Annotated in this window: 22 protein-coding genes, 1 tRNA gene and 1 pseudogene; 11 read left to right on the top strand and 13 right to left on the bottom strand. The window is 69.5% G+C overall.

Annotated elements, in window-relative coordinates:
* The gene (locus tag ACG04R_RS27155; RefSeq protein ID WP_394417484.1) at positions 1–708 is read right to left on the bottom strand and encodes a CoA transferase subunit A; all 708 of its coding nucleotides are present in this window, start codon (positions 706–708) and stop codon (positions 1–3) included.
* A gap of 170 nt (positions 709–878) precedes the next feature.
* Between ACG04R_RS27155 and ACG04R_RS27150 the strand changes: the two genes are divergently transcribed.
* The gene (locus tag ACG04R_RS27150) at positions 879–1,433 is read left to right on the top strand and encodes a LuxR C-terminal-related transcriptional regulator (RefSeq protein WP_394417481.1); all 555 of its coding nucleotides are present in this window, start codon (positions 879–881) and stop codon (positions 1,431–1,433) included.
* Between the two features lie 33 nt (positions 1,434–1,466).
* Here ACG04R_RS27150 and ACG04R_RS27145 read toward each other — a convergent pair whose 3' ends face one another.
* From ACG04R_RS27145 to ACG04R_RS27120, 6 genes are read right to left on the bottom strand one after another with little or no spacing between them, the layout of a single operon-like run.
* Positions 1,467–2,309: a 2OG-Fe(II) oxygenase gene (locus ACG04R_RS27145; protein ID WP_394417478.1), complete on the bottom strand. Its 843-nt coding sequence runs from the start codon at positions 2,307–2,309 to the stop codon at positions 1,467–1,469.
* Positions 2,306–3,085, bottom strand: a complete 780-nt coding sequence (yaaA, locus tag ACG04R_RS27140) for a peroxide stress protein YaaA (protein ID WP_394417475.1) — start codon at positions 3,083–3,085, stop codon at positions 2,306–2,308. Before yaaA ends, ACG04R_RS27145 begins: the two co-directional genes overlap by 4 nt.
* Positions 3,086–3,121: 36 nt before the next feature.
* Positions 3,122–3,751, bottom strand: coding sequence for a DUF599 family protein (locus ACG04R_RS27135; RefSeq protein ID WP_394417472.1), 630 nt, complete (start codon positions 3,749–3,751; stop codon positions 3,122–3,124).
* Between the two features lie 3 nt (positions 3,752–3,754).
* Positions 3,755–4,171 carry a DUF6691 family protein gene (locus ACG04R_RS27130; protein ID WP_394417469.1) on the bottom strand — a complete coding sequence of 139 codons (417 nt, stop codon included), beginning with the start codon at positions 4,169–4,171 and terminating at the stop codon, positions 3,755–3,757.
* A gap of 10 nt (positions 4,172–4,181) precedes the next feature.
* Positions 4,182–4,616, bottom strand: a complete 435-nt coding sequence (locus ACG04R_RS27125; RefSeq protein WP_394417466.1) for a YeeE/YedE family protein — start codon at positions 4,614–4,616, stop codon at positions 4,182–4,184.
* Positions 4,617–4,620: 4 nt separating this feature from the next.
* The gene (locus ACG04R_RS27120) at positions 4,621–4,935 is read right to left on the bottom strand and encodes a metalloregulator ArsR/SmtB family transcription factor (protein WP_394417463.1); all 315 of its coding nucleotides are present in this window, start codon (positions 4,933–4,935) and stop codon (positions 4,621–4,623) included.
* Positions 4,936–5,013: 78 nt separating this feature from the next.
* Here ACG04R_RS27120 and ACG04R_RS27115 point away from each other — a divergent pair, with 78 nt between their 5' ends.
* Entirely contained in the window at positions 5,014–5,892 is an 879-nt protein-coding gene (locus tag ACG04R_RS27115) for an MBL fold metallo-hydrolase (RefSeq protein ID WP_394417460.1), read from the top strand.
* A 42-nt stretch (positions 5,893–5,934) separates the two neighbouring features.
* Here the strand turns inward: ACG04R_RS27115 and ACG04R_RS27110 are convergent, their stop codons facing one another.
* The 3 genes from ACG04R_RS27110 to ACG04R_RS27100 all read right to left on the bottom strand — a co-directional run bounded on the left by ACG04R_RS27110 (position 5,935) and on the right by ACG04R_RS27100 (position 8,832).
* Positions 5,935–7,284 (bottom strand): TolC family outer membrane protein, encoded by a 1,350-nt coding sequence (locus tag ACG04R_RS27110; RefSeq protein WP_394417457.1) that lies wholly within the window; start codon positions 7,282–7,284, stop codon positions 5,935–5,937.
* Positions 7,285–7,422: 138 nt separating this feature from the next.
* A complete protein-coding gene (locus ACG04R_RS27105) occupies positions 7,423–8,076 on the bottom strand; it encodes a protein-L-isoaspartate O-methyltransferase family protein (protein WP_394417454.1) in 654 nt (217 codons plus the stop codon).
* A gap of 45 nt (positions 8,077–8,121) precedes the next feature.
* Positions 8,122–8,832, bottom strand: coding sequence for a TetR/AcrR family transcriptional regulator (locus tag ACG04R_RS27100; RefSeq protein WP_394417451.1), 711 nt, complete (start codon positions 8,830–8,832; stop codon positions 8,122–8,124).
* 67 nt (positions 8,833–8,899) lie between these two features.
* Between ACG04R_RS27100 and ACG04R_RS27095 the strand changes: the two genes are divergently transcribed.
* Entirely contained in the window at positions 8,900–9,724 is an 825-nt protein-coding gene (locus ACG04R_RS27095) for an undecaprenyl-diphosphate phosphatase (protein WP_394417448.1), read from the top strand.
* Between the two features lie 84 nt (positions 9,725–9,808).
* Here the strand turns inward: ACG04R_RS27095 and ACG04R_RS27090 are convergent, their stop codons facing one another.
* On the bottom strand, positions 9,809–10,153 hold the full coding sequence (locus tag ACG04R_RS27090) for a DUF4148 domain-containing protein (protein WP_394417445.1): 345 nt from the start codon (positions 10,151–10,153) through the stop codon (positions 9,809–9,811).
* Positions 10,154–10,550: 397 nt separating this feature from the next.
* Here ACG04R_RS27090 and ACG04R_RS27085 point away from each other — a divergent pair, with 397 nt between their 5' ends.
* Genes ACG04R_RS27085 through ACG04R_RS27055 form a run of 7 tightly spaced genes read left to right on the top strand, consistent with a single transcriptional unit; the run spans position 10,551 to position 19,667 of the window.
* Positions 10,551–11,486 carry a LysR family transcriptional regulator gene (locus ACG04R_RS27085; protein ID WP_394417442.1) on the top strand — a complete coding sequence of 312 codons (936 nt, stop codon included), beginning with the start codon at positions 10,551–10,553 and terminating at the stop codon, positions 11,484–11,486.
* Between the two features lies 1 nt (position 11,487).
* Positions 11,488–13,548, top strand: coding sequence for an FUSC family protein (locus ACG04R_RS27080; RefSeq protein ID WP_394417439.1), 2,061 nt, complete (start codon positions 11,488–11,490; stop codon positions 13,546–13,548).
* Entirely contained in the window at positions 13,545–13,754 is a 210-nt protein-coding gene (locus tag ACG04R_RS27075) for a DUF1656 domain-containing protein (protein WP_394417436.1), read from the top strand. The genes ACG04R_RS27080 and ACG04R_RS27075 overlap by 4 nt, the downstream gene beginning before the upstream one ends.
* Positions 13,751–14,791: an HlyD family secretion protein gene (locus ACG04R_RS27070; protein WP_394417433.1), complete on the top strand. Its 1,041-nt coding sequence runs from the start codon at positions 13,751–13,753 to the stop codon at positions 14,789–14,791. Before ACG04R_RS27075 ends, ACG04R_RS27070 begins: the two co-directional genes overlap by 4 nt.
* Positions 14,788–16,248, top strand: a complete 1,461-nt coding sequence (locus tag ACG04R_RS27065; RefSeq protein WP_394417430.1) for an efflux transporter outer membrane subunit — start codon at positions 14,788–14,790, stop codon at positions 16,246–16,248. Before ACG04R_RS27070 ends, ACG04R_RS27065 begins: the two co-directional genes overlap by 4 nt.
* A gap of 7 nt (positions 16,249–16,255) precedes the next feature.
* Positions 16,256–17,077: a type I methionyl aminopeptidase gene (gene map / locus ACG04R_RS27060; RefSeq protein WP_394417427.1), complete on the top strand. Its 822-nt coding sequence runs from the start codon at positions 16,256–16,258 to the stop codon at positions 17,075–17,077.
* Position 17,078: 1 nt separating this feature from the next.
* A complete protein-coding gene (locus ACG04R_RS27055; RefSeq protein WP_394417424.1) occupies positions 17,079–19,667 on the top strand; it encodes a [protein-PII] uridylyltransferase in 2,589 nt (862 codons plus the stop codon).
* A gap of 323 nt (positions 19,668–19,990) precedes the next feature.
* On the opposite strand, the pseudogene ACG04R_RS27050 reads toward ACG04R_RS27055, so the two are convergent.
* A pseudogene (locus ACG04R_RS27050) lies at positions 19,991–20,602 on the bottom strand (prohibitin family protein); the annotation flags it as partial.
* A gap of 133 nt (positions 20,603–20,735) precedes the next feature.
* Complete coding sequence (locus ACG04R_RS27045) at positions 20,736–21,626, bottom strand: alpha/beta hydrolase (protein WP_394417421.1); 891 nt, start codon at positions 21,624–21,626, stop codon at positions 20,736–20,738.
* 51 nt (positions 21,627–21,677) lie between these two features.
* On the opposite strand from ACG04R_RS27045, the gene ACG04R_RS27040 reads away from it, so the two are divergent.
* Positions 21,678–21,753, top strand: a tRNA-Ala gene (locus tag ACG04R_RS27040).
* Positions 21,754–22,128 lie beyond the last annotated feature (375 nt).

Genomic DNA, 22,128 nt, shown 5'->3' with positions numbered 1-22,128 from the left:
TCAGGCCTCCTTCTTGGGAGAGAGGGTCACCTTCTCAATCCGCTTTTCCGGATTGGCGTTGACGACGATGCGGTGCACATAGATGCCCGGCAGGTGCACGTCGTCCGGGTCGATGCTGCCGGTCTCGACGAGCTGCTCCACCTCCACCACCGTCAGCTTGCCCGCCATCGCCGCAGCCGGGTTGAAGTTGCGCGCGGTGCGGCGGAAGACGAGGTTGCCGCTCTTGTCGGCCTTGAAGGCCTTGACCAGCGCCACCTCCGGCACGAGCGCCCGCTCCATGACGTAGGTCTCGCCGTCGAACTCGCGCAGCTCCTTGCCCTCGGCCACGATGGTGCCGACGCCGGTCTTCGTGAAGAAGGCCGGGATGCCGGCGCCGCCGGCGCGCAGCTTCTCGGCCAGCGTGCCCTGCGGCGTGAACTCCAGCTCCAGTTCGCCGGCCAGATACTGGCGCTCGAACTCCTTGTTTTCGCCGACATAGCTGGAGATCATCTTCCTGATCTGCCGCGTCTCCAGCAGCTGGCCCAGGCCGAAGCCGTCCACGCCCGCGTTGTTGGAGATGACCGTCAGGTCCTTCACGCCGCTGTCGCGCAGCGCCTTGATCAGGGCCTCCGGGATGCCACACAGGCCGAAACCACCAACGGCCAGCAACTGCCCGTCCTTCACGACGCCACGAAGCGCTTCGTCAGCGCTCGGGTACACCTTGTTCATGCTGTCTCCTGCTGCAAGAAGCGCGAAGCGTAGCGCCCGACTCCGGTCACGTCGATTACGCAAATTTGACTAATGCGCCGCTGCTGCGGCGGCCGCCAGCCACCCCGGGACGGCTCGGGCGACGCACCCGCCCGGGTAGGATCATCCGCCCTGCCACCCCTGCCCTTCGCGTGAGCTCCGACGCCTTTGACTACCGCAGCGCCTTCCAGCTGGCCCCGGTCGGCCTCGTGCTGTCGGTCCAGCGCCAGATCGTCGACTGCAACGAGCGCGTGCTGCAGATGTTCGGCGCCACGCGAGCCCAGCTGGTCGGCCAGAGCTTCGCGGTGATGTACCCGAGCGCGGCGGAGTTCGAGCGCACCGGCGCCCGCATCGTGGCGAGCCTGGACGTGCTGGGCCACTATGCGGACGACCGCGTCATGCGGCGGCTGTCCACTGGCGAGCCATTCTGGTGCCACGTAACGGGCCGCGCGCTGGACCCGGCCGACCCGCACGCCCGTGGCATCTGGAGCTTCGAGGACCTGTCGGCGCGCCGGCAGATCAGCGCCGACCTCACGCCCCGCGAGCGGGAGATCGCAGCACTGCTGGTCGAGGGCCAGACGAGCAAGCTCATCGGCCGCCGCCTGGGCGTGAGCCCCCGCACGGTGGATGTCTACCGCGCCCGGCTGATGAAGAAATACCAGGCGGGCAGCACACCCGAGCTGATCAACAAGCTGCTGTCGGCATGAACAGACGCCCCAGGCCGGCCCGAAGGCCGGAACTCAGTTGAACACGCCCTGGCGCAGCCACTTGGTCGCCACCCACTTCTCGCCCTCGATGACCGGCGAGCCGCCGTGCAGCGTCTGCGTGGACGGGTGCGGCCGGTCGTAGCTGAAGAACACGGCATTGCCCTTGACGGGCGCAACGTCCAGGCCGATGTCCGGGAAGATGGTCGAGCCGCCGGCCACCGGCGTGTTCAGGTAGATGACCAGCGTGCCGACGCGCTGGCCGCCGCGCTTCAAGATGTTGGGCGTGCTGACGTGGCCGGGGTCGAAGTAGTCGTAGTGCGGCTGGTACTCGGCGCCCGGGCGGTAGCGCAGCACCTGCAGGCCTTCGCCATGGTCCAGCGGCCAGCGCAGCAGCGTGGCGATGCGCGACTCGACCTTGCGGATCAGCTCGGTCTCGCAGCGCTCGAAGAACATGCCGTCGCTGGTGCGCGCCGCGTTCACCTCGCTGCCGTCCGCCGCGGTGGCCACCGTCTCGGAACGCGCCAGGCGCTTGGTGGCCATGGCGATGATGCCGTCGCATTCCTCCTCGGACAGCAGGTCGCCGAACACGACCACTCGCGGCTGGCGCAGCGCCATCATGACCTTGACCTGGCGGTCACCAGCGTCGATGACCGGGGCGAAGCGACTCAGGTCGGGCTCGGGCAAGCCGGGCGTCGCGCCGGCCGGCAACGTCGGCGTGGCCGCCTGGCCCAGCGTGCGCGCCAGCGCCTGGCGGGCGATGGACTCGTCCCAGCCGCTGCCCAGCATGGCCGCCAGCACGCTCTCGGACGCATGGCCGGCGCGGGTCTGCTCGGTGATCCACTCGCAGAGTTCGGGGGTGATGACTTGTTGACTCATGACTTGCGACGGAAGACCAGACGATCGGGGGAAGACACCTCGGGGGCCCAACGATAACCGTCCAGATTGAAGGCCCTGAGACCGTCCGGCGTCTCCAGGCGCTGCTGGATGGCAAAGCGGGCCATCAGGCCGCGAGCCCGCTTGGCGAAGAAGCTGATGATCTTGTAGTCGCCGTTCTTCCAGTCCTCGAACTGGCACTCCACGACACGCGGCTTCAACACCTTGCGGTCCGCGGCGCGGAAGTACTCCTGCGACGCGAGGTTGACGATGACCGGCGCCTTCTGCCCCGAAGCCAGCTTGTTGAGGTGCAGCGCGAGGCGGTCGCCCCACCAGTCGTACAGGCTGGCGCCGGCGTCGGTGGCCAGCCGCGTGCCCATCTCCAGCCGGTACGGCTGCATGCGGTCCAGCGGCCGCAGGACGCCGTACAGGCCCGACAGCATGCGCACGTGCGCCTGCGCCCAGGCGATGTCGTCGGCGGAAAGCGTCTTCGCATCCAGCCCGTCGTAGACGTCGCCGTTGAAGGCCAGCACGGCCGGCTTGCTGTTCTTGTCGGTGAAGCGGGGCCTCCAGGCGGCATAGCGGTCGACGTTCAGCCGGGCCAGCGGCTCGGATAGGTCCATCAGCTCGCGCACGTCGTCCACGGTCTTGGTGCGCAGCACGTCGATGAGCGCGGCCGTGTCGTCGAGGAACTGGGGGCGCGTCAGCGCGTCGGCGAGTTCGGGCGGCGTGGGTGTGTCGTAGTCGAGCGACTTGGCAGGCGAGAGCAGGAACAGCATGGGCGCGGATTTTCGCGCCTGTTTGCACCCGCGCCGTCAGCTGAGGGCGCCGGTGTCGTTGAAGCGGTCCAGCGAGTACAGCACCACGGCCACCACCACCGCGGCCACCGGGCCGGACGCCGGCAGCAGCAGCGTGGCGACGACGGGCACGACCAGCACCAGCTGGCGCAGACCCACGCCATACAGCACGCCGGCGCGGCGGACGTAGCGCACACCCGCGCCCGTCCAGCGAACCCTCGCCTCCGAGTCGACCGGCATGCCGCCGATGAACCCGGCGTGGTTGTAAAAGCGCACGGCCATCATGCTCGACACCAGCGACACGAACAGCAGCGCCAGCAGCACCAGTTCAAGCACCAGGCGTGGCCCGAGCGTCGCCTGTCCACCGGCGGCATCGAAGCCCTCGTGCAGCGACGGCGCCGCCAGCGAGACCGTGCCCATCAGGGCCAGCGCGGCCGTGGAGGCCAGCATCGTGGCCGACATCAGCGAGTTGCGCAGCGTCTGCACCGCCAGCACCTCCGAGCCCTTGTGCACCGAGACCACACGAAACCACTCCTCGCGCAGGCCGGCGTGCCGGGCCAGGGCCCGGCTCCGCGGCAACACGAGCAAGGCCTCGTACAGCGCGAGCACCGCCAGCGTCAGCCAGACCCAGGTCCAGTCCGCATTCATGGCTCAGCCCCGGCGGCGCTCAAGCAGCTCGAACAGGCCCATGCCAGCGAGCATGGCGGCGACGAAGACCACGGCCTTCGGCACGCCCATGCCCAGCGCCACCAGCGCCGGCCCCGGGCAGAAGCCGGCCAGCCCCCAGCCGATACCGAACAGCAGGCTGCCGACGACCAGCCGGCGGTCGATGGCGGTCACCGTCGGCAACCACAGCCGCACTCCCAGCAGCGTAGTCGTGCGCCGCCTGGCGATCGCGAACGCGACCAGCCCGACGGCGATGGCACCGACCATGACCAGCGCAAGCGACGGGTCCCAGGAGCCGGCCAGGTCGAGGAAGCCCAACACCTTGGCCGGGCTGGCCATGCCCGAGAGGATGAGGCCGAGGCCGAACACGAGGCCGGCGAGCAAAGCGGTGATCACAAGCATGGCGATTCCCTCAGAAGCCCAGGAGGTGACGAAGCACGAATACGGTGGCGAAGCCGGCGCCCATGAAGGCCAGCGTGGCCACCAGCGAACGCGGCGACAGACGGGACAGGCCACAGACGCCATGGCCACTGGTGCAGCCGGCGCCGTAGCGCGTGCCCACGCCCACCAGCAGCCCGGCGAGAACCAACGCTCCCCAGCCCACGTCGATGCGCGGCAACGGCACGGCCGTGAACAGCCCATACACCAGCGGCGCGCCGAGCAGGCCCAGCAGGAAGGCCAGTCGCCAGCCGATATCGCCTCGGACTGGCCGGAACAATCCGCCCAGCACGCCGCTGATGCCGGCGATGCGGCCGTTGAGCAGCACGAAAAGCGCTGCCGCGCCCCCGATGAGCACGCCGCCCACCAACGAGGCCACCGGCGTGAAAGCATTCCAGTCGATATTCATCGGTTCACTCCTTCGGGCAGTAAAGGTCGTAGAGCACCGCCAGCACCTGCAGCAGGCGGGCATCGGCGACGCTATAGAAGATGCGCTTGCCATCACGTCGCGTGTCCACGACGCCCTCCGCGCGCAGCACCGCCAGCTGCTGCGACAGCGTAGGCTGGCGGATGCCCAGCGCCTCTTCGAGATCACCGACGGACATCTCGCCCTGCGACAGCTGGCACAGCAGCAGCAGCCGGTCTTCGTTGGCCAGTACTTTCAGGGCGCTGACCGCCTGGCCCGCGGCCAGGCGCAGCATGTCGGGGTGGATGACGGAAGTGGGCATGGTTGGTTCCGTGAAGTTGACTTCACTTTATCAACCAATATAATGTAAGTCAACATATTGAATCAACCAGGAGCCCTCATGGCCGCCAGAACCACCGTCCAGGCTTTCTTCGACGACAAGACCTTCACCGTCTCCTACGTGATCGTCGACAACGCCAGCCACTGCGCCGCCATCGTGGACCCGGTGCTGGACTTCGACTTCAAGTCGGGCCGCACCAGCACCGTCCAGGCCGACCGCCTGCTCGCCTACGTCCGCCAGCACGGGCTCACGGTGCAGTGGATTCTGGAGACGCACGCCCACGCCGATCACCTGTCCAGCGCCCGCTACCTGCAGGAGCGCGTCGGCGGACGCATCGCCATCGGCGAGCACATCCGGGAGGTCCAGGCGACGTTCAAGAAGCTCTACAACCTGGAGCGCAACTTCCTGCCCGACGGCGCGCAGTTCGACCACCTCTTCAAGGACGACGAGGTGTTCCACATCGGCGAGGTCGAGGCCCGGGCACTGCTGGTGCCCGGCCACACGCCTGCCGACATGGCTTACGTCGTCGACGACGCGGTGTTCGTCGGCGACACGCTTTTCATGCCCGACGTCGGCACGGCCCGCGCGGACTTCCCAGGCGGCGACGCGCACACGCTGTATGCCTCCATGCGTCGCATCCTGGCGCTGCCGCCGCAGACGCGCATGTTCGTCTGCCACGACTACCCGCCCGCCGGCCGCACGCCTGCCTGGGAGACCACGGTGGCCGAGCAGCGCGCGGGCAACATCCATGTGCGCGACGGCATCACCGAGGCCGAGTTCGTGCGGATGCGCCAGGCCCGCGACGCCACGCTGGACGTGCCCACGTTGATCCTGCCGTCCATCCAGATCAACATCCGCGCCGGACAGTTGCCGCCGGCCGAGGACGACGGCATCAGCTACCTGAAGATCCCGCTCAACGTGCTGGGCGGCAAGGCATGAAAAAACCCCGCCGCGGCGGGGTTCCTCGCAGGCGGCCGGCGCTTACTTAACCAGCAGCGTGTTGACGGCGCTCAGGTCTTCAGGGCGCAGCTGGCCCGAGGCCTGGCGCAGCTTGAGGCCGTTGACGACCACGTCGTAGCGCGCCTTGGCGAGGTCACGCTGTGTCGTGTAGAGCTGGGTCTGCGCGTTCAGCACGTCCAGGTTCACGCGCACGCCGACCTTGTAGCCGAGCTGCGTGGCCTCCAGCGCCAGCTTGGTGGACGCCTCGGCGGCCTCGTAGGCGGCGACCTGGGCCTTCAGCGACTGCACCCCGAAGAACGCCCGGCGCGTGGCCTCGGAGACGCTGCGGCGCGCGAAGTCCAGGTCGTTGCGGGCCTTCTCCTCCAGCACCAGGGTTTCCTTGATGCGGTTCTGCGTCAGGCCGCCGGTGTAGAGCGGGTAGGTGAAGGTCAGGCCGATGCTGGCGGTCTTGGTGGTACCGACACCCGAGGCCGACGCAGCCGCGCCGTTGAGGTTGTTGTGCAGGTTCTGGCCGCCCAGCGTGGCGTTGGCGTCCAGCGAGGGCATGTCGGCGGCGCGGGCAATCTGCGTGTCCAGCTGCGCCACTTCCAGGCCCAGGCGTGCCTTGCGGATGGAAGGGTGCTGCTCGTCACCGGCGGCCACCCAGGTGTCGACGTTGTCGCTCGGCAGCGCCGGCAGCGCCACCGGCGTGGCCAGGCCCTTGGGTTCCACGCCGACGCGGCCGACGAACTGGTCCAGCGTCACGCGCTTGACGCGCAGGTCGTTGTCGGCGGCCAGTTCCTGGGCCACGGCCAGGTCGTAGCGGGCCTGGGCTTCGCGCGTGTCGGTGATGGTGGCGGTGCCGACCTCGAAGTTGCGCTTGGCCGAAGCCAACTGCTCGGCAATGGCGGTCTTGTTGGCCTGCGACGTGGTCAGCGCATCCTTGGCGGCCAGCACGTCGAAATAGGCCGTGGCCAGGCGCACGATGAGATCCTGCTCTGCCGTCGCCAGGTCGGCCTGCGACACCTCGTAGCCGCGGCGGGCCTTGTCGATCGTGGGCGCGTTGGCCGCGTTGTAGACCGAGTACTTGCCCTGCAGACCCGCTGTCAGCGTGCGGGCGTTGAGGTTGTTGCCACCACCCGGCGGGTCAGTGCGGGCCTGCGTGCCCGAAGCCGACAGGCCCAGCGAAGGCCTGACCAACGCCTCGGCCTGCGCCGCACGCGCAGCGGCAGCGTCGGCGCTGGCCTTGGTGGCGAGATAGGTCGCGTCATAGCCCCGCGCCGCGTCGTACAGCTCTTGCAGACTCTGGGCCTGGGCCGCGCCGGCAAGCAGAAGGCTGGCGGCGATGACCAGCGGTTGCAGGATCAGGCGTTGGGCTGGGGCGAGGGGCATGGGATTCCTTGGCTGGAGCAATGATTTAAGCAGCGGCCGGGGTTATAGACGCAAAGTCCGCCGATGACTGAAGCCATGTGACGAGTTGCCGCCCTGGGGCGGCAGACGGCGTCTGGCGACGACGGACGGCACCCGGGATCAAAAGCTGAAGGCCGACGCTTCGGCGAAGCCCGGCAGGCGGCCGGCGACGGTGTCGAACAGCTCCACGGTCTTGAAGTCGCTGGCGCCGGTGCGCGTGACAAGCACGGCACGCATGACCGGTTCGCTGCCTACGATGGCCCCCAGGCGGCCACCGACCTTGAGCTGGTTCAGCAGCACTTGCGGCACAGCCGCGACCGAGCCGGACAGCAGGATGGCATCGAAGGGCTCCTCGGCGGGCAGACCGGCGGCGCCGTCCTGGTTCTGCACGGTGACGTTGAGCACGCCGGCGCGCTTGAGGTTGGCGGTGGCCAACGCGGCCAGGCCGGCATCGGCCTCGACGGCGATGACGCGCTGGGCCTTGTGGCCCAGCAGCGCGGCCAGGTGACCCGTGGCGGCGCCGATCTCCAGCACCTTCTCGTGGCGCTGCACCTTGAGTTCCTGCAGCAGACGGGCCTCGACGCGGGGCGCCAGCATGCGGCGCGTGTCGGTCAGCGGCAGTTCGGTGTCGACGAAGGCCTGGGACTTGTGCGCCTCGGGCACGAAGTCCTCACGGTGCACCACGTGCAACAGTTCCAGCACGCTGGGGTCGAGCACATCCCAGGGGCGGATCTGCTGCTCGATCATGTTGAAGCGGGCTTGTTCGAGATTCATCTTGTTCTCCGGAGGGCGCGGTACGGCGGACTGAAAAGCAAAATTCTAGGTGCGCGACGAGTCCGCCAGCAGCCCGTGCAGCAGCAGCGCCATCTGAGCATCCAGCAATTCCTCGGCGGTCATGGTCTCGTGGCAGATGTCGTGCTCACCGAACGAGTGTTCGTGCAGCAGCATGTGCAGCATCGGCGCGATCAGCAGGTGCACCGTGGCCTCGATGGGCACGGCCCGGAATTCACCGCTGGCGATACCGCGCTCGATGAGCCCTCCGATCAGGCGTTTGGAAGGGTTGATGACCTCGTCGACGTAGAACTTGGCCAGCTCCGGGAAGTTGCGCGCCTCGATCATCATGATCTTGCAGACGACGCCCGCGTTACCGTGCCCCACCTTGGCCCACCAAGCCTGCATCATCTGCTGCAGCAGCCCGGCGATGGGGCCCTGGTACTGCGCCGCCTGCGCGGCCGACTCGGCGATGTGCATCGAGAGGTTCTCGCGCACCATGGCCTTGAACAGCTCGTCCTTGCTCGGGTAGTAGCGGTACAGCGTGCCCTTGGCGACGCCGGCGCGCGCGGCGACTTCCTCGCTTCGGGTCGCGGCGAACCCCTTCTCCACTATGAGCGCCAGCGCCGCGTCCAGCAGTTCCTGCGGGCGGGCGTCCTTGCGGCGTTGACGGGGAGCGGTGGAGGCCAAGGCGGCAGGGTTAATGACCGAAGGGTCAGTAATGTAGCGATCACGCCAGCCGGCGGCAAGTTCAGGCACGGCTTCTGCAACAGAGGCTCGCTACACTGCGCCGCCTTTTCCAACCGCTGTCTTTCCGGAGTTGTACGTGGACGTCATCCTGCTGATCAAAGCCGCCATCATGGGCATCGTCGAAGGACTCACGGAGTTCCTGCCCGTGTCGTCCACCGGCCACCTGATCCTGACCGGCAGCCTGCTGGGCATGACGGACAGCAAGTCCAAGGTCTTCGACATCGCCATCCAGACCGGCGCCATCCTGGCCGTGTTCATCGTCTACTGGGCCCGCATCCGCGAGGCGCTGGGCGGCATCACGAACAGCGCCAAGCAGCAGCGCTTCGTGCTGAACATCGCCCTCGGCTTCCTGCCGGCCGGCATCGTCGGGCTGACGGTCTACAAGATGATCAAGGCCCACTTGTTCAACGCGCCGGTCGTGGCCGGCGCCTTCATCGTCGGCGCGCTGATCATCCTGTGGGTGGAGAAGGTCGCCAAGCCGGTCTCCCGCGTGCAGAACGTGGACGACATGACGCCACTGGACGCGCTGAAGGTGGGTCTGGTGCAGTGCCTGGGCATGATCCCCGGCACCAGCCGCTCGGGCGCCACCATCATCGGCGGCATGCTGCTGGGCCTGTCGCGCAAGGCGGCAACGGACTTCTCGTTCTTCCTGGCCATCCCGACGCTGATCTCCGCCGGCGGCTACAGCCTGTGGAAAGAGCGCCACGCGCTGTCCATGGCCGACTTCCCGCTGTTCGCGGTCGGCTTCGTCGTCAGCTTCCTGGCCGCCTGGGCCTGCGTACGCTGGCTGCTGCGCTACGTGTCCAGCCACACCTTCGTGCCCTTCGCCTGGTACCGCATCGCCTTCGGCATCGTCGTGCTGGCGACCTGGGTGACCGGCACTGTCGTCTGGGCCGACTGAGATCGGCACCGGGGCTGGCCGCTGGGAAGCGGCCAGCCCCAGTTGCCTCAGCGGCCGCGGGCCGGCCGAAGCAGAGGTTTCGATTTACTGGCCGCCGCTGCCGCTCGGTGCGGCCTGCCCGGCCAACTGCACGCGCTCGCCCAGGCGGTCGGCGTTGGCGCGCACCAGCGCGGCGTACCTCGGCGAGTTGCGCAGGTCCTGGTAGCGCTTCTGCGCGGCGCGGTAGACGGGCGAACCGAAGTCCGGGCTCTCCAGGCGGTCGTAATGTTCCAGGCCGGACTGGCGATAGATTTCCAGATCAGCCAGCACCTCCGCGCGGGTCGCGGCGACCTCGGGCGCGGCCGGGCGGGTGAAACGGGCGTCGCCCTGGGCCAGCACGCTGGTGGCGATGACGGCCAGGACGGCGGCGGCGATGGATTGCTTGAGCATGGTGAGACCTCGATCAGTTGTGGGTTGAACAGACGTTGAATTGGCGCTAGCGCTTGTCTTGTCCGGGCAATTGCTGTCGTCGAAGTCAATGTAGGTTTCGGCCCAGCCACGAAAAAGGCCGCCCGAGGCAATGAACCATTGCAAGCGGCAGAAATATCGGCCACCACACTGTTGCTGGCGCACTGTTCTCCAAGTCACAGTTGCCGCTCCCGCAACAACCCGACGCCCAGGCGGCCGGCGATTGTTGCGATTCCCAGAAGTCTGCGTTCTGACGCAGCCGATTGCCCCACCCTGCCCTGGAACCTAGAGTCATTTCGCCGCCCTGGACCGTTGCCAGGCGTGCGGGTGACGGCCGTCGGTGGCCCCGCTCACACGGGCAAGAACCAGAGGACCCACCTTGAATCGGCTGCACTCATTGAAGGCTTTCTGTCGCGTCGTGGAGCTGCAGGGCTTTGCCGCCGCGGCCCGCGACATGGGGCTCGCCCCGTCGGCCGTCACGCGCCTGATCAACGAGCTGGAGGCCCATGTCGGCGTGCGACTCATCAACCGCACGACACGGCGCATGTCGCTGACCGAGGCCGGCGAGGCCTACCAGGAGCGCGTGCGGCGCATCCTGTCGGAGCTGGAGGAGGCTGACGCCTCCGTGCGCTCCAGCAGCCTGGCGGTCAGCGGTGTGCTGAAGGTGGTCGCGCCGTCGGCTTTCGCCACCAGCCAGATTGCCCCGCTGCTGGTGGAGTTCCGGCGGCGCTATCCCGCGCTGACGGTCAGCCTGTCGTCGCCGGGCCTGGTGGAGTCGCTGGACGCGAACTACGACGTCAGCCTGATCGCGTCGCGCGGCGCACCCGTCGACGGCGAATTCGTGGCCCGGCAGCTGGCCTGTTCGGACGTCATCCTCTGCGCCGCACCGTCCTACATCGCCCGCTTCGGCGCGCTCGCCCGGCCCGCCGACCTGATGGACCACGAGCTTCTGACGAACCACCCCGGCGAGGAGATGGTGCTGCACCCCGACGGCTCGGACCCCACGGCCTCGGGATTTCGCTTCACGCCCAAGGACCCGCCACTGACCAGCGGGCGCATGGACATCGTGCTGTCGTCCGCGTTGGCCGGCCTGTGCATCGTGCCGCTGCCCAGCTATGCCGCCGCCCAGCCGCTCGCCGAAGGCCGGCTGGTGCGCGTGCTGCCGGGCTGGCGGCTCTACCGCATCTCGCTGCACGCGGCCATGCCGACGCGCAAGTACGTGCCGGCCAAGACGCGGGCCTTCCTCGACTACCTGTTCGAGGTCTTCCCCGGCGGCGCCACCGACCCCTGGGCGCCGCTGGTCGATGCGCAGTGAGATGGATGCCGCCGCCCCGCTCCTCGGCCGCCTGCGCGCACAACTGCCCTCCACGGGCGAGTGGCTCACGTCGGCCAAGACCTTCGCTGCCGCCATGCTGGCGCTGTACCTGGCCCTGGCCGCCGGCCTGCCCCGCCCCTACTGGGCCATGGCCACGGCCTATGTCGTCTCCAGTCCGCTGACGGGAGCCACGCAGTCCAAGGGCCTCTACCGCCTGATCGGGACGCTGCTGGCCGCCTTCGCCGCCGTTCTCGTCGTGCCGCTGCTGGTCGACACGCCGCTGCTGCTGAGCCTGTTCATCGCCAGTTGGGTCGGGGTGCTGCTGCAGCTGTCGTTCCGCGACCGCATGCCCAGCAGCTACGTCTACATGCTGTCGGCCATCACGCTGCCGATGATCGCGCTGCCCGTCGTGCAGGCACCCGACCAGGTGTTCGCCATCGCCGTCGCGCGCTGCGAAGAAATCTTCCTGGGCATGACCTGCGCAGCACTCGTCTCGGCCCTCGTGCTGCCGGGGCGGGCCGCGCCGGCGCTGGAAGGCCGGTTCTCGGCCTGGTTCGACGACGCGGCCGACTGGACCGCCGGCGTGCTGCTGGGCGAGTCCGCCGCGCGCCGCTCGGTCAGCGTGCACCGCCTGGCCGGCGACGTGCTGGCGCTGGACCAGCTCATCAACCACCTCCGCCACGACAGCGACCACCGCGACGCCGCCCGCGTCGCCCGCGAACTGCGGCTGCGCCTGTCCGCGCTGCTGCCCATCCTCGGCTCGCTGCGCGATGCGGTCGCAGGGCTGCGCCGCTCGCCGGCCGGCGAGCCCGCGTTCGTGGCGGCGCTGCTCGAAGACATCTACACGTGGATGCGCGCGCCGCTGCCGGCCGGCGCCGGCGAGGCCAGCGCAGCGCTGCTGCTGCGCCTGCACACCTTCGCCCGTGCCGAAGTGCGCGACGACCCGCACGCGCTGCAACTACGTCACGTGCTGCGGCGCCTGGAGAGCCTCGTGCAGCTGTGGCAGGACTGCCGCTCGCTGCAGCAGATGCTGGCCGACGGCCGCTGGGCCGACGGCTGGCGGCCGGCGTTCACGCGCTGGCGCCGCCACCCCCAGGTCCACCACCACGACCGCGGCCTGCAGGCCTATGCCGCATTCACGGCCGGCAGCGCCACCTTCCTGGCCTGCCTGTTCTGGATCTTCAGCGGCTGGAGCGACGGTGCGAGCGCGGTGGCGATGTGCGCCGTGACTAGCAGCTTCTTCGCCCAGCAGGACGAGCCGCTGGCGATGCAGCTGACCTTTCTGCTCGCCAACACGCTGGGGCTGGTCGTCGGCGCCGTGCTGCTGTTCTGCGCGCTGCCGGCGGCGCAGGAGTTCGTCACGCTGGTGCTCGTGCTGGCACCGTTCTTCCTGGTGGCCGGCAGCTACCTGGCCCGACCCGCCTTCGCCGCGCTGGCGCTGGGCCTGAGCGTCACGGTGACGCTGAACCTGGCCGTCGCGGACGCCTACCGCCCCGACTTCATGCCGCTCGCCAACGGCTGCGTGGCGGGCATTGCCGGCAGCATCTGGGCGCTGGTCTGGACCCAGCTGGCGCGCCCCTTCGGCACCCGGCTCAGCGCGCACCGGCTGCTGCGCTCGGCCTGGCAAGACCTGGCCCGCACGGCAGCCGGCCGGCACCGGGGCGACGACGACCGCCTGCGCGCCCACATGCTGGACCGGCTGGCGCAGATGATGCCGCGGCTGGCTGCCACCAGCGGCTCGCAGGGGACCGAGGGGCTGGCTGAGCTGCGCGTCGGCCTCAGCGCGGCACTGCTGCTGCGCCTGCGCCGCCAACTGCGGCCGCCCGCGCGCCTGACGCTGCAACGCCTGCTGGACGCGCTGGAAATCCACTACCGCCGCCGCCTGCGCACGCCGGCCTCCACTGCTCTGCCGCCGCGCCCGACGCTGGAACGCCGCCTGGCCGCTGCCCTCGGTGCCGTCGGCCACGACGCCGCCGACGCACCGCGCGAAGCCCTGCACGCGCTGATCGAAATCCAGTTGACCCTGTTCCCGCCCGCGCCCGCCGGCGCCCAAGAGAAATGATCGGCGACCTGACCTTCTACGGCATCTACCTGCCCGCACTGGCGCTGCCGCTGGCCATGGCCTATCTGGCCTCGGCCGCACTGCGGGCGCTGCTGAGCCACACGCCCTTCTACCGCTGGGTGTGGCACCGCGCCCTTTTCAATGTTTCCGTCTTCGTGATCGTGCTGCAGGCCACGGTCCGCTGGACGGCCGGATGGACCCAATGACAAGAAAACTCTTCGCCACGCGGCTGCGCCACGCCGCCGGCAACCGCGCGCTCCAGTTCGCTCGCCGCACCGCCCCCGTGCTCGTCACGGCCGGCATCGCCCTCGTCGCGCTGGTGGCGCTCAAGGACGTCTGGCAGCGCTACGCCGAGGCCCCGTGGACGCGTGACGCGCGGCTGCGCGCCACCGTGCTGCAGGTCGCACCGGACGTGTCCGGGCCGCTGACCGAGGTGCGCGTGCACGACAACCAGCGCGTCGCGCGCGGCGACGTGCTGTTCCAGGTCGACACGACCCGCTTCCAGCTCGCGCTGGAGCAGGCCCGCGCCACGCTGGCCCAGTCGCGCGCCGGCGCGGCGCAGGCGCGGGCCGCGCTGGACAACCAGCGTGCCCAACTCGCCCAGGCGCGCCGCGAGGCGGAGCGCAGCCACCGGTTGTCCGGGCTGGTGGCGCAGGAAACGCTGGAGCAGGGCGACGTCAAGGTCCAGCAGGCCGAGGCGACCGTGGCGCTGGCCGAGGCGGCGCATGCGGCCGCAGACGCCTCCCGCGCCGCCGCCGAAGCCGCCGTGCGCGTGGCGCAGCTGAACCTGGAACGCACGACCGTGCGCAGTCCCGTCGACGGCTACCTCAACGACAACGCCCCCCACGTCGGCGACTACGTCAGCGCCGGGCGCTACGTGCTGTCCATGGTCGACGCGACCGGCGTCTACGCCGACGGCTATTTCGAGGAGACCAAGCTGCAGAAGATCCACACCGGCCAGGCCGTCACGCTGCAGCTGATGGGCGAGGACAGGCAGTTGCGCGGCCGCGTGGAGAGCATCGCCGCCGGCATCGAGGACCGCGACCGCTCCAGCGGCGCCAACCTGCTGCCCAACGTGAACCCGAGTTTCAATTGGGTGCGGCTCGCGCAGCGCGTGCCGGTGCGCATCGCCATCGACGACTGGCCCGCCAGCCAGCGCCCCGTCATCGGCCGCACCGCCACGGTGTCGGTGGTCGACGACGCCCCCGCACAGGGCCAGCGTGCCCGGCAAGGCCAGTCATGACACGCAGCTCCCTCCTGCAACGCCTGCCACTGCTGGCCGCCGCGGCGCTGGCCGCCTGCACCACGGTCGGCCCCGACTACCACCTGCCCGACAATGCCGCCCTTCAGCGGCCCACGGCCAAGGCCGCCTTCGCCCAGGCCAGCGGCCCCGCCGCCGACGCAGCACCGCTGCCCGACGGCTGGTGGCGGCTCTACCGCAGCGCCGAGCTGGACGCCCTCGTCGAGCAGGCACTGGCGGCCAACACCTCGCTGCGCGTCGCCACGGCCCACCTGCGCCGGGCCGCGTCCCTCGTCACCGCCGTGGACGCCGAGCGCCTGCCTCACGCCGGCGTCAAGGCCGGCGTCAAGCGCGCCCGGGAGTCGGGCGAGGCCTTCCTGCTGCCCGAACAGCTGCCCGTCATGAACGAGGGCGAGCTGGTGGTTGGCGCCTCCTACCAGCTGGACCTGTGGGGCCAGTTGAAGCGCGGTGAAGAAGCAGCCGAGGCCAACCTGCAGGCCGTCGAGGCGGCCCGAGACCTCGCGCGCATCAGCGTCGTCTCGCAGGTCGTGCAGGCCTATCTGCAGGTCTGCCATGCGCAGACGCAGCAGCACGCCGCCATGGGCGCTTTGGCGCTGCGCGAACGCAGCCTGGCGCTGGCCGAGCGCCAGGAGGCGGAGGGGCGCGCCACGCGCGCGGACGTGCTGCAGGCCCAGGGCCTCGTCGAGACGCAGCGCGCGGCGTTGCCGCACTTCGACGCGGAACGCGAGGCGGGCCTGTACCGCCTGGCCTACCTGCTCGGGCGCACGCCACAGGAGCTGGCGCCGGAGCAGGTCGCCTGCGCCGCGCCGCCCGAGCTGGCACAGGCCATCCCGGCCGGCGACGGCGCCACGCTGCTGAAGCGCCGCCCCGACGTGCGCCAGGCGGAGCGCGAGCTGGCCGTGGCCACGGCGCACATCGGCGTGGCCACGGCCGAGCTCTATCCCAGCATCAGCTTCGGCGCGTCGCTGGGCGTGCTCGGGCTGGCCGGCCATCTGGGCGAACCGGCCACCCAAACCTTCAGCCTCGGGCCGTTGCTGAGCTGGCGCATCCCGGACGCCGGCTCGCGGGCCCGCGTGCGCATGGCCGAGGCCGACCAGCAGGCCGCGCTGGCCCGCTTCGACGGCGTGGTGCTGCAGGCGCTGGCCGAGGTCGAGTCCGCGTTGAGCCGCTACCGGCACGACCTGGAGCGGCTGTCGGCGCTGCGCCAGGCCCGCGCCAAGGCCGCCGCCGTGGCGCAGGACCAGCAGCGCTATGTCGAGGCCGGGCGCCGGCCGCTGACGACGGCGCTGGAATCCCGCCAGACACTGGCCGCCGCCGACGTCGCGTTGACAGCCGAGGGCGCCGAGATCGCCCGGGACCAGGTGCAGGTCTTCCTCGCCCTCGGCGGAGGCTGGGAATCCGGCGACACCGCCCAGCCGCCCGACGCACAGCCACGATAATCGGCCGATGGCCATCACGATCAAGACCGCTGCCGATGTCGAAGGCATGCGCATCGCCGGACGCCTGGCGTCCGAAGTCCTGGACATGCTCACCGCCCATGTCAAACCGGGCGTCACGACCAACGAGCTGGACAAGCTCGCCCACGACTACATCGTCAACGTGCAGCAGGGCATTCCAGCGCCGCTGAACTACTGCCCCCCGGGCTACATCCCCTACCCCAAGTCGATCTGCACGTCGGTGAACCAGGTGGTCTGCCACGGCATCCCGAATGACAAGGCGCTGAAGAACGGCGACATCGTCAACATCGACGTCACCGTCATCAAGGACGGCTGGCACGGCGACACCAGCCGCATGTTTGTCGTCGGCGACGGCTCCATCGCCGCCAAGCGCCTGTGCGCCTTCACCTACGAGGCCATGTGGAAGGGCATCGCCAAGGTCAGGCCCGGTGCGCGGTTGGGCGACATCGGCCACGCCATCCAGACCTTCGCCGAGAACGCCGGCTTCTCCATCGTGCGCGAGTTCTGCGGCCACGGCATCGGCCGTGTCTTCCACGAGGAGCCGCAGGTGCTGCACTACGGCCGCCCCGGCACGCTGGACGAACTGGTGCCCGGCATGATGTTCACGATCGAGCCGATGATCAACGCCGGCCGCCGCGAGATCAAGGAAATGGGCGACGGCTGGACCATCGCCACCAAGGATCGCTCGCTGTCGGCCCAGTGGGAGCACACCATCCTCGTCACCGACACCGGCTACGAGGTCATGACGCTCTCCGCCGGCAGCCCACCGCCGCCGGCCTTCATCACGCAGAACGCCACGGCGGCGGCCTGACGTGGTGACCCTCGCCGATCTCCGCCAGCAGTTCAAGGCCGGCAAGCAGTCCCTGATTGACGGCTTCCTGGCCGAGCGCCCGACGCAGGCCGGCGCCGAGCGCCTGGTGCGCCGCCTCGCCCGCCATGTCGACGACACGCTGCGTGGCCTGTGGACGCAGGCCGGCATGCCGGAAGGCGCCTGCCTCGCCGCCGTCGGCGGCTACGGCCGGGGCGAGCTGTTCCCTCACTCGGACGTGGACGTGCTCGTGCTGCTGCCCGACGGGGTCGAGGCGCACCAGGCCGGGCCGGTCAAGACGGCCATCGAGAGCTTCATCACGTCCTGCTGGGACGTGGGGCTGGAAATCGGCTCCTCGGTGCGCACGCTGGGCGAATGCCTCAGCGAGTCCGAAGGCGACGTGACGGTGCAGACCGCGCTGCTCGAAGCCCGCCCGCTGGACGGCGACGTGAAGCTGTTCCGGCAGATGCACAAGCGCTTCATGCTGGCCATGGACCCCAAGGCATTCTTCCGCGCCAAGACGCTGGAGAGCCTGCAGCGCCACACCAAGTTCGACGACACGCCCTACGCGCTGGAGCCCAACTGCAAGGAAAGCCCCGGCGGCCTGCGCGACCTGCAGATGCTGATCTGGATCGCCAGCGCCGCGGGCTTCGGCAAGACCTGGAAGGCGCTCAGCGCACGCGGGCTCATCACGCCGTTCGAGAGCAAGCAGTTGCAGCGCAACGAAGGCCAGCTGCGCCTCATCCGCGCCCGGCTGCACGCGGTGGCCGGCCGGCGCGAGGACCGTCTCGTCTTCGACCTGCAGACCGCCGTGGCGCAGAGCTTCGGCTTCCAGAGCACCGCCTCGCAACGCGCCTCCGAGGTGCTGATGCGGCGCTACTACTGGGCAGCCAAGGCCGTCACGCAGCTGCACCAGATCCTGCTGCTCAACCTGGAAGAGCAGATCAACGACGCGCAGCCCGGCATGCTGCGCCCCATCGAAGGCCAGGTCGACTTCCTCGACCGCGGCCGCATGCTGGAGGTCGCCAGCGACGACCTCTACCAGCGCGACCCGCACGCCATCCTGCGCACCTTCCTCGTCTACCAGCAGACGCGCGGCATCAAGGGCCTGTCGGCACGCACGCTGCGCGCGCTCTACAACGCGCGCGGCCTGATGGACGCCGCCTGGCGCCGCGACCCGGTCAACCGCGAAACCTTCATGATGATGCTGCGGCATCACGAAGGCCAGACGCACGCCTTCCGGCTCATGAACCAGACGTCGGTGCTGGGCCGCTACCTGTGGGTGTTCCGCGCCATCGTCGGCCAGATGCAGCACGACCTGTTCCACGTCTACACGGTGGACCAGCACATCCTCATGGTGCTGCGCAACGTGCGGCGCTTCTTCGTGCCCGAGCACGCGCACGAGTACCCGTTCTGCTCGCAGCTCGCCGCGCAGTTCGACGCGCCCGAGCTGCTCTACATCGCCGCCCTCTTCCACGACGTGGCCAAGGGCCGCGGCGGCGACCACTCCGAGCTGGGTGCCGTCGAGGTGAAGCGTTTCTGCCGCCAGCACGGCCTGAACGCCGACGACACGGCCATGTGCGTGTTCCTCGTCGAGCACCACCTGACGATGTCCCGCGTGGCGCAGAAGGAGGACCTCGCCGACCCCGAGGTCATCGCCGCCTTCGCGGCCAAGGTGGGCGACACACGCCATCTGACGGCGCTGTACCTGCTCACCGTGGCCGACATCCGCGGCACCAGCCCCAAGGTCTGGAACGCCTGGAAGGGCAAGCTGCTGGAAGACCTCTACCGCATCACGCTGCGCGCACTGGGCGGCGCCAAGATCAATGCCGACGCCGAGATCGAGGCCCGCAAGCAGGAGGCCCGTCAGGACCTGGCACTGCACTCGCAGCTGCCAGGCACCGAGGAGCCGCTGTGGGCCACGCTGGCCGTCAGCTACTTCGCCCGCCACGACGGCGCCGAACTGGCCTGGCACGCGCGCTCGCTATGGCGCCACGTCGAGACCACCGTGCCGGTCGTGCGCGCCCGCCCCTCGCCCATCGGCGAAGGCCTGCAGGTGCTGGTCTACGCGCCCGACCAGCCCGACCTGTTCGCGCGCATCTGCGGCTACTTCGACACCGCCGGCTTCAGCATCCTCGACGCCAAGGTCCACACGACGCGCAAGGGCTACGCGCTGGACACCTTCCAGGCCATCCGCCCCGAGGCCGACGTGCACCACCGCGACCTCGTGCCGATGGTCGAGCAGAAGCTTGCCGCCATCCTGCAGGCCGGCGGCCCGCTGCCCGAGCCGCGGCGCGGGCGCCTGTCGCGCCGCGTCAAGAGCTTCCCCTACACGCCACGCATCTCGCTGCGCCCCGACGAGCGCGCCACTGCCTGGCTGCTGACGATCAGCACCAGCGATCGCGCGGGGCTGCTCTACGCCATCGCCCGCGTGCTGGCCCGCCACGGCATCAACCTGCAGCTGGCCAAGATCTCGACGCTGGGCGAGCGCGTGGAAGACACCTTCCTGCTCGACGGCCCGGCGCTGCAGCAGAACAAGGCGCAGTTGCAGATCGAGAGCGAGCTGCTGGACGCGGTGTCGCTGCCGGCATGAATATGCCCCTCGCGCAGCCCCGCCGCTGAACGCGGGTGGGTCTGGGCGGTCCCCCGAGGGGACGGCGATGCTCGCGGCATCGAGCCACGAGCACGTCGCCCAGGCGGGCCGGCTTGGGAGCGGCCCGGCGCTCGGCCTGCAATGCGAGCAGCCCTTGCCGTGCCGGCGGCGATGCCGATCAGCGGCACCTGGCCGTAGGTCGTCGTCGGCAGCACGCCATTCCACTTCGAGATGGCCGCGCGCTGGTTCTCGATCTCGCGCAGCTTCAGCAACTCCGGCGTGACCTGCGCGCGCTGCAGCGCCAGCGACTCGGCCTCGGCCTTGGCCTGCGTCACCTTCTGCTCGGCCTCGACACGGATGCGCAGCAGGTCGCGCTCCGCGCGCAGCTTGTCCTGCTCGGCGCCCACCTTGGCCTCGATCGCCTTGGAGAAGCTCTCCGAGAAGCGGAAATTGACGATGGCGAACTCGTCCAGCACCAGGCCGTGGCGCTGCATCTTCTCGCGCAGCAGCGACGCGATGCCCTCGCGCACGTCCGTGCGCCGCGTGATCAGTTCCTCCGCCGTGAAGCGCGCCGTGACAGCCTTCATCGACTCCTGCGCCGCCGGCAGGATGATGCGGTCAGCGATCACATCCGTGCTCGGGCCGATGGTCTTGAAGGCTTGCGCCACCTGGTGCGGCTCGAGGTGGTAGTTGATCGCGACGCGCGTGTGCACGGCCTGCAGGTCCTTGGACGCCGCGTCGCCCTCTCCTTCGCTCTTCTGCACCCGCGTTTCAAGCAGGTGGATGGTCTGGGCGAGCGGCACGCGCCAGTGGATGCCCTCGTCAAGCACCTCGTCCGCCGGATGACCGAACGTCGTCATCACGCCGCGCGAGCCCGCGGGCACGGTGCCATAGGGCGCCAGCAGCCAAAGCAGCAAGATCGCGACGACCGCCATGATCAGGCGCAACAGGCCGTTCGGAAAGCGGTTCGGTTCGAAGCTCATCAAGGTCCTCCCTTTATGTTGGTATCGGGCCGGCACGCGCCCCCGACGCAGCCGCACTGTGCCAGCAGGCGCGTTAGGAACGCATCTATAGCAGCCCGCTGTACCAGCGCAGGCCCAGCAGTTGCCGGGCCAGTTGATGCGCGCGCCCCTGGGGGTCGGCCAGGTCGTGCAGCACGGTGTAGTGGTTGCAGCCCGGCAGTTCCTCGCACACCGGCACGGCACGCGCACCCCAGGCGTCGCGGATGAGCCGGTTCTGGCGGCGGAACTCCTCGCTCTCCTGCGCCCCTGCCAGCGCGAACAACGTCTGCGGCACGGCCGGCGCGGGGAAGTGAACCGGGCTCAGGCGGCGCACGGCGGCCGCGTCCAGCCGCAGGTCGTTCTGCAGGAAAGGCACGCGCAGCAACGGTGCCAGGTCATGCACGCCCGACACGGACATCGTTCCCTGCACCAGCCGCCGCGGCAGGTCCCTGGCCACGCGCTTCCAGTCGCAGCAACTCAGCATCGTCGCCAGATGCCCGCCGGCCGAATGCCCCAGCAACACGATGCGGCTCGGGTCGCCGCCATGCTCGGCGGCATGCCGCCAGGCCCAGGCCACGGCCTCGGTCAGCTGCATCGCGATGTGCTCGATGCGCACGTCCGGGCACAGGTCGTAATTGGGCACGACGACCAGCGCGCCTTCGTCGGTGAAGCTGGCCGCCAGGAAGCTGTAGTCCGACTTGTCCAGCGACCGCCACCAGCCGCCATGGATGAGCACCAGCACCGGCGCAAAGCCGCCAGCGAAGGCGGGGTCGGGCGTGAAGACGTCCAGCGTCTGCCCAGGGTCCGCGCCGTAGCGCAGATCCAGCCGGCAATTCGCGTGGCGGCGCACCAGCGCCGAGGCCTCGGCCCAGCGCTTGAGAACCTCGGCGCTGTCGGCCACCCGTTTCCGGTTGTCGTACTGGGCCTCGAACCAGGCCGCTGTCTTGCGTGACGTCATGGCGGCTCACGATAGCAGCCCGGCGCGGGGGCTATACTGCGCGACTCGCGTGGGGGGGTAGCTCAGCTGGGAGAGCGCCGCGTTCGCAATGCGGAGGTCGGGAGTTCGATCCTCCTCCTCTCCACCAACCGATGCAGGCCTCAGAGGGAAACCTCTTGGGCCTCGACACATAAAGCTGCCGCAATGGCAGCTTTATGCATCCTGGAGACGCCGGCAAAGATATGCATCTAGGCTGGTCTGTTTGCACTGAGCAAGTCGGCATAGGAATCTGATCCTAGGGAAACGGAGCAGCCAGCCGCCGTCCAGCGCGATCTTGTTTAGGCGCCAAGCCGCGCCTGGTGTTTGCGGTGGGCCGATCCACCTGCCCTTTGCTCAATGTGTTGGCGCCGATCTAAATTTGACCCACCCTGCCGATTGAACTTTGACCCAGGGCTTGGGGCCGGCATCGGCTGACGCCGGCTGTGGACAACTGTAGCGCTGAGCTCGGTCAGCCCGCCTCGTC

This window comes from Pelomonas candidula, from assembly GCF_043555985.1.
In the GTDB taxonomy this organism is placed as follows: domain Bacteria; phylum Pseudomonadota; class Gammaproteobacteria; order Burkholderiales; family Burkholderiaceae_C; genus Pelomonas; species Pelomonas candidula.
The sequence above is the reverse complement of the archived record's forward strand: the minus strand, read 5'-3'. Positions and strand labels throughout refer to the sequence as shown.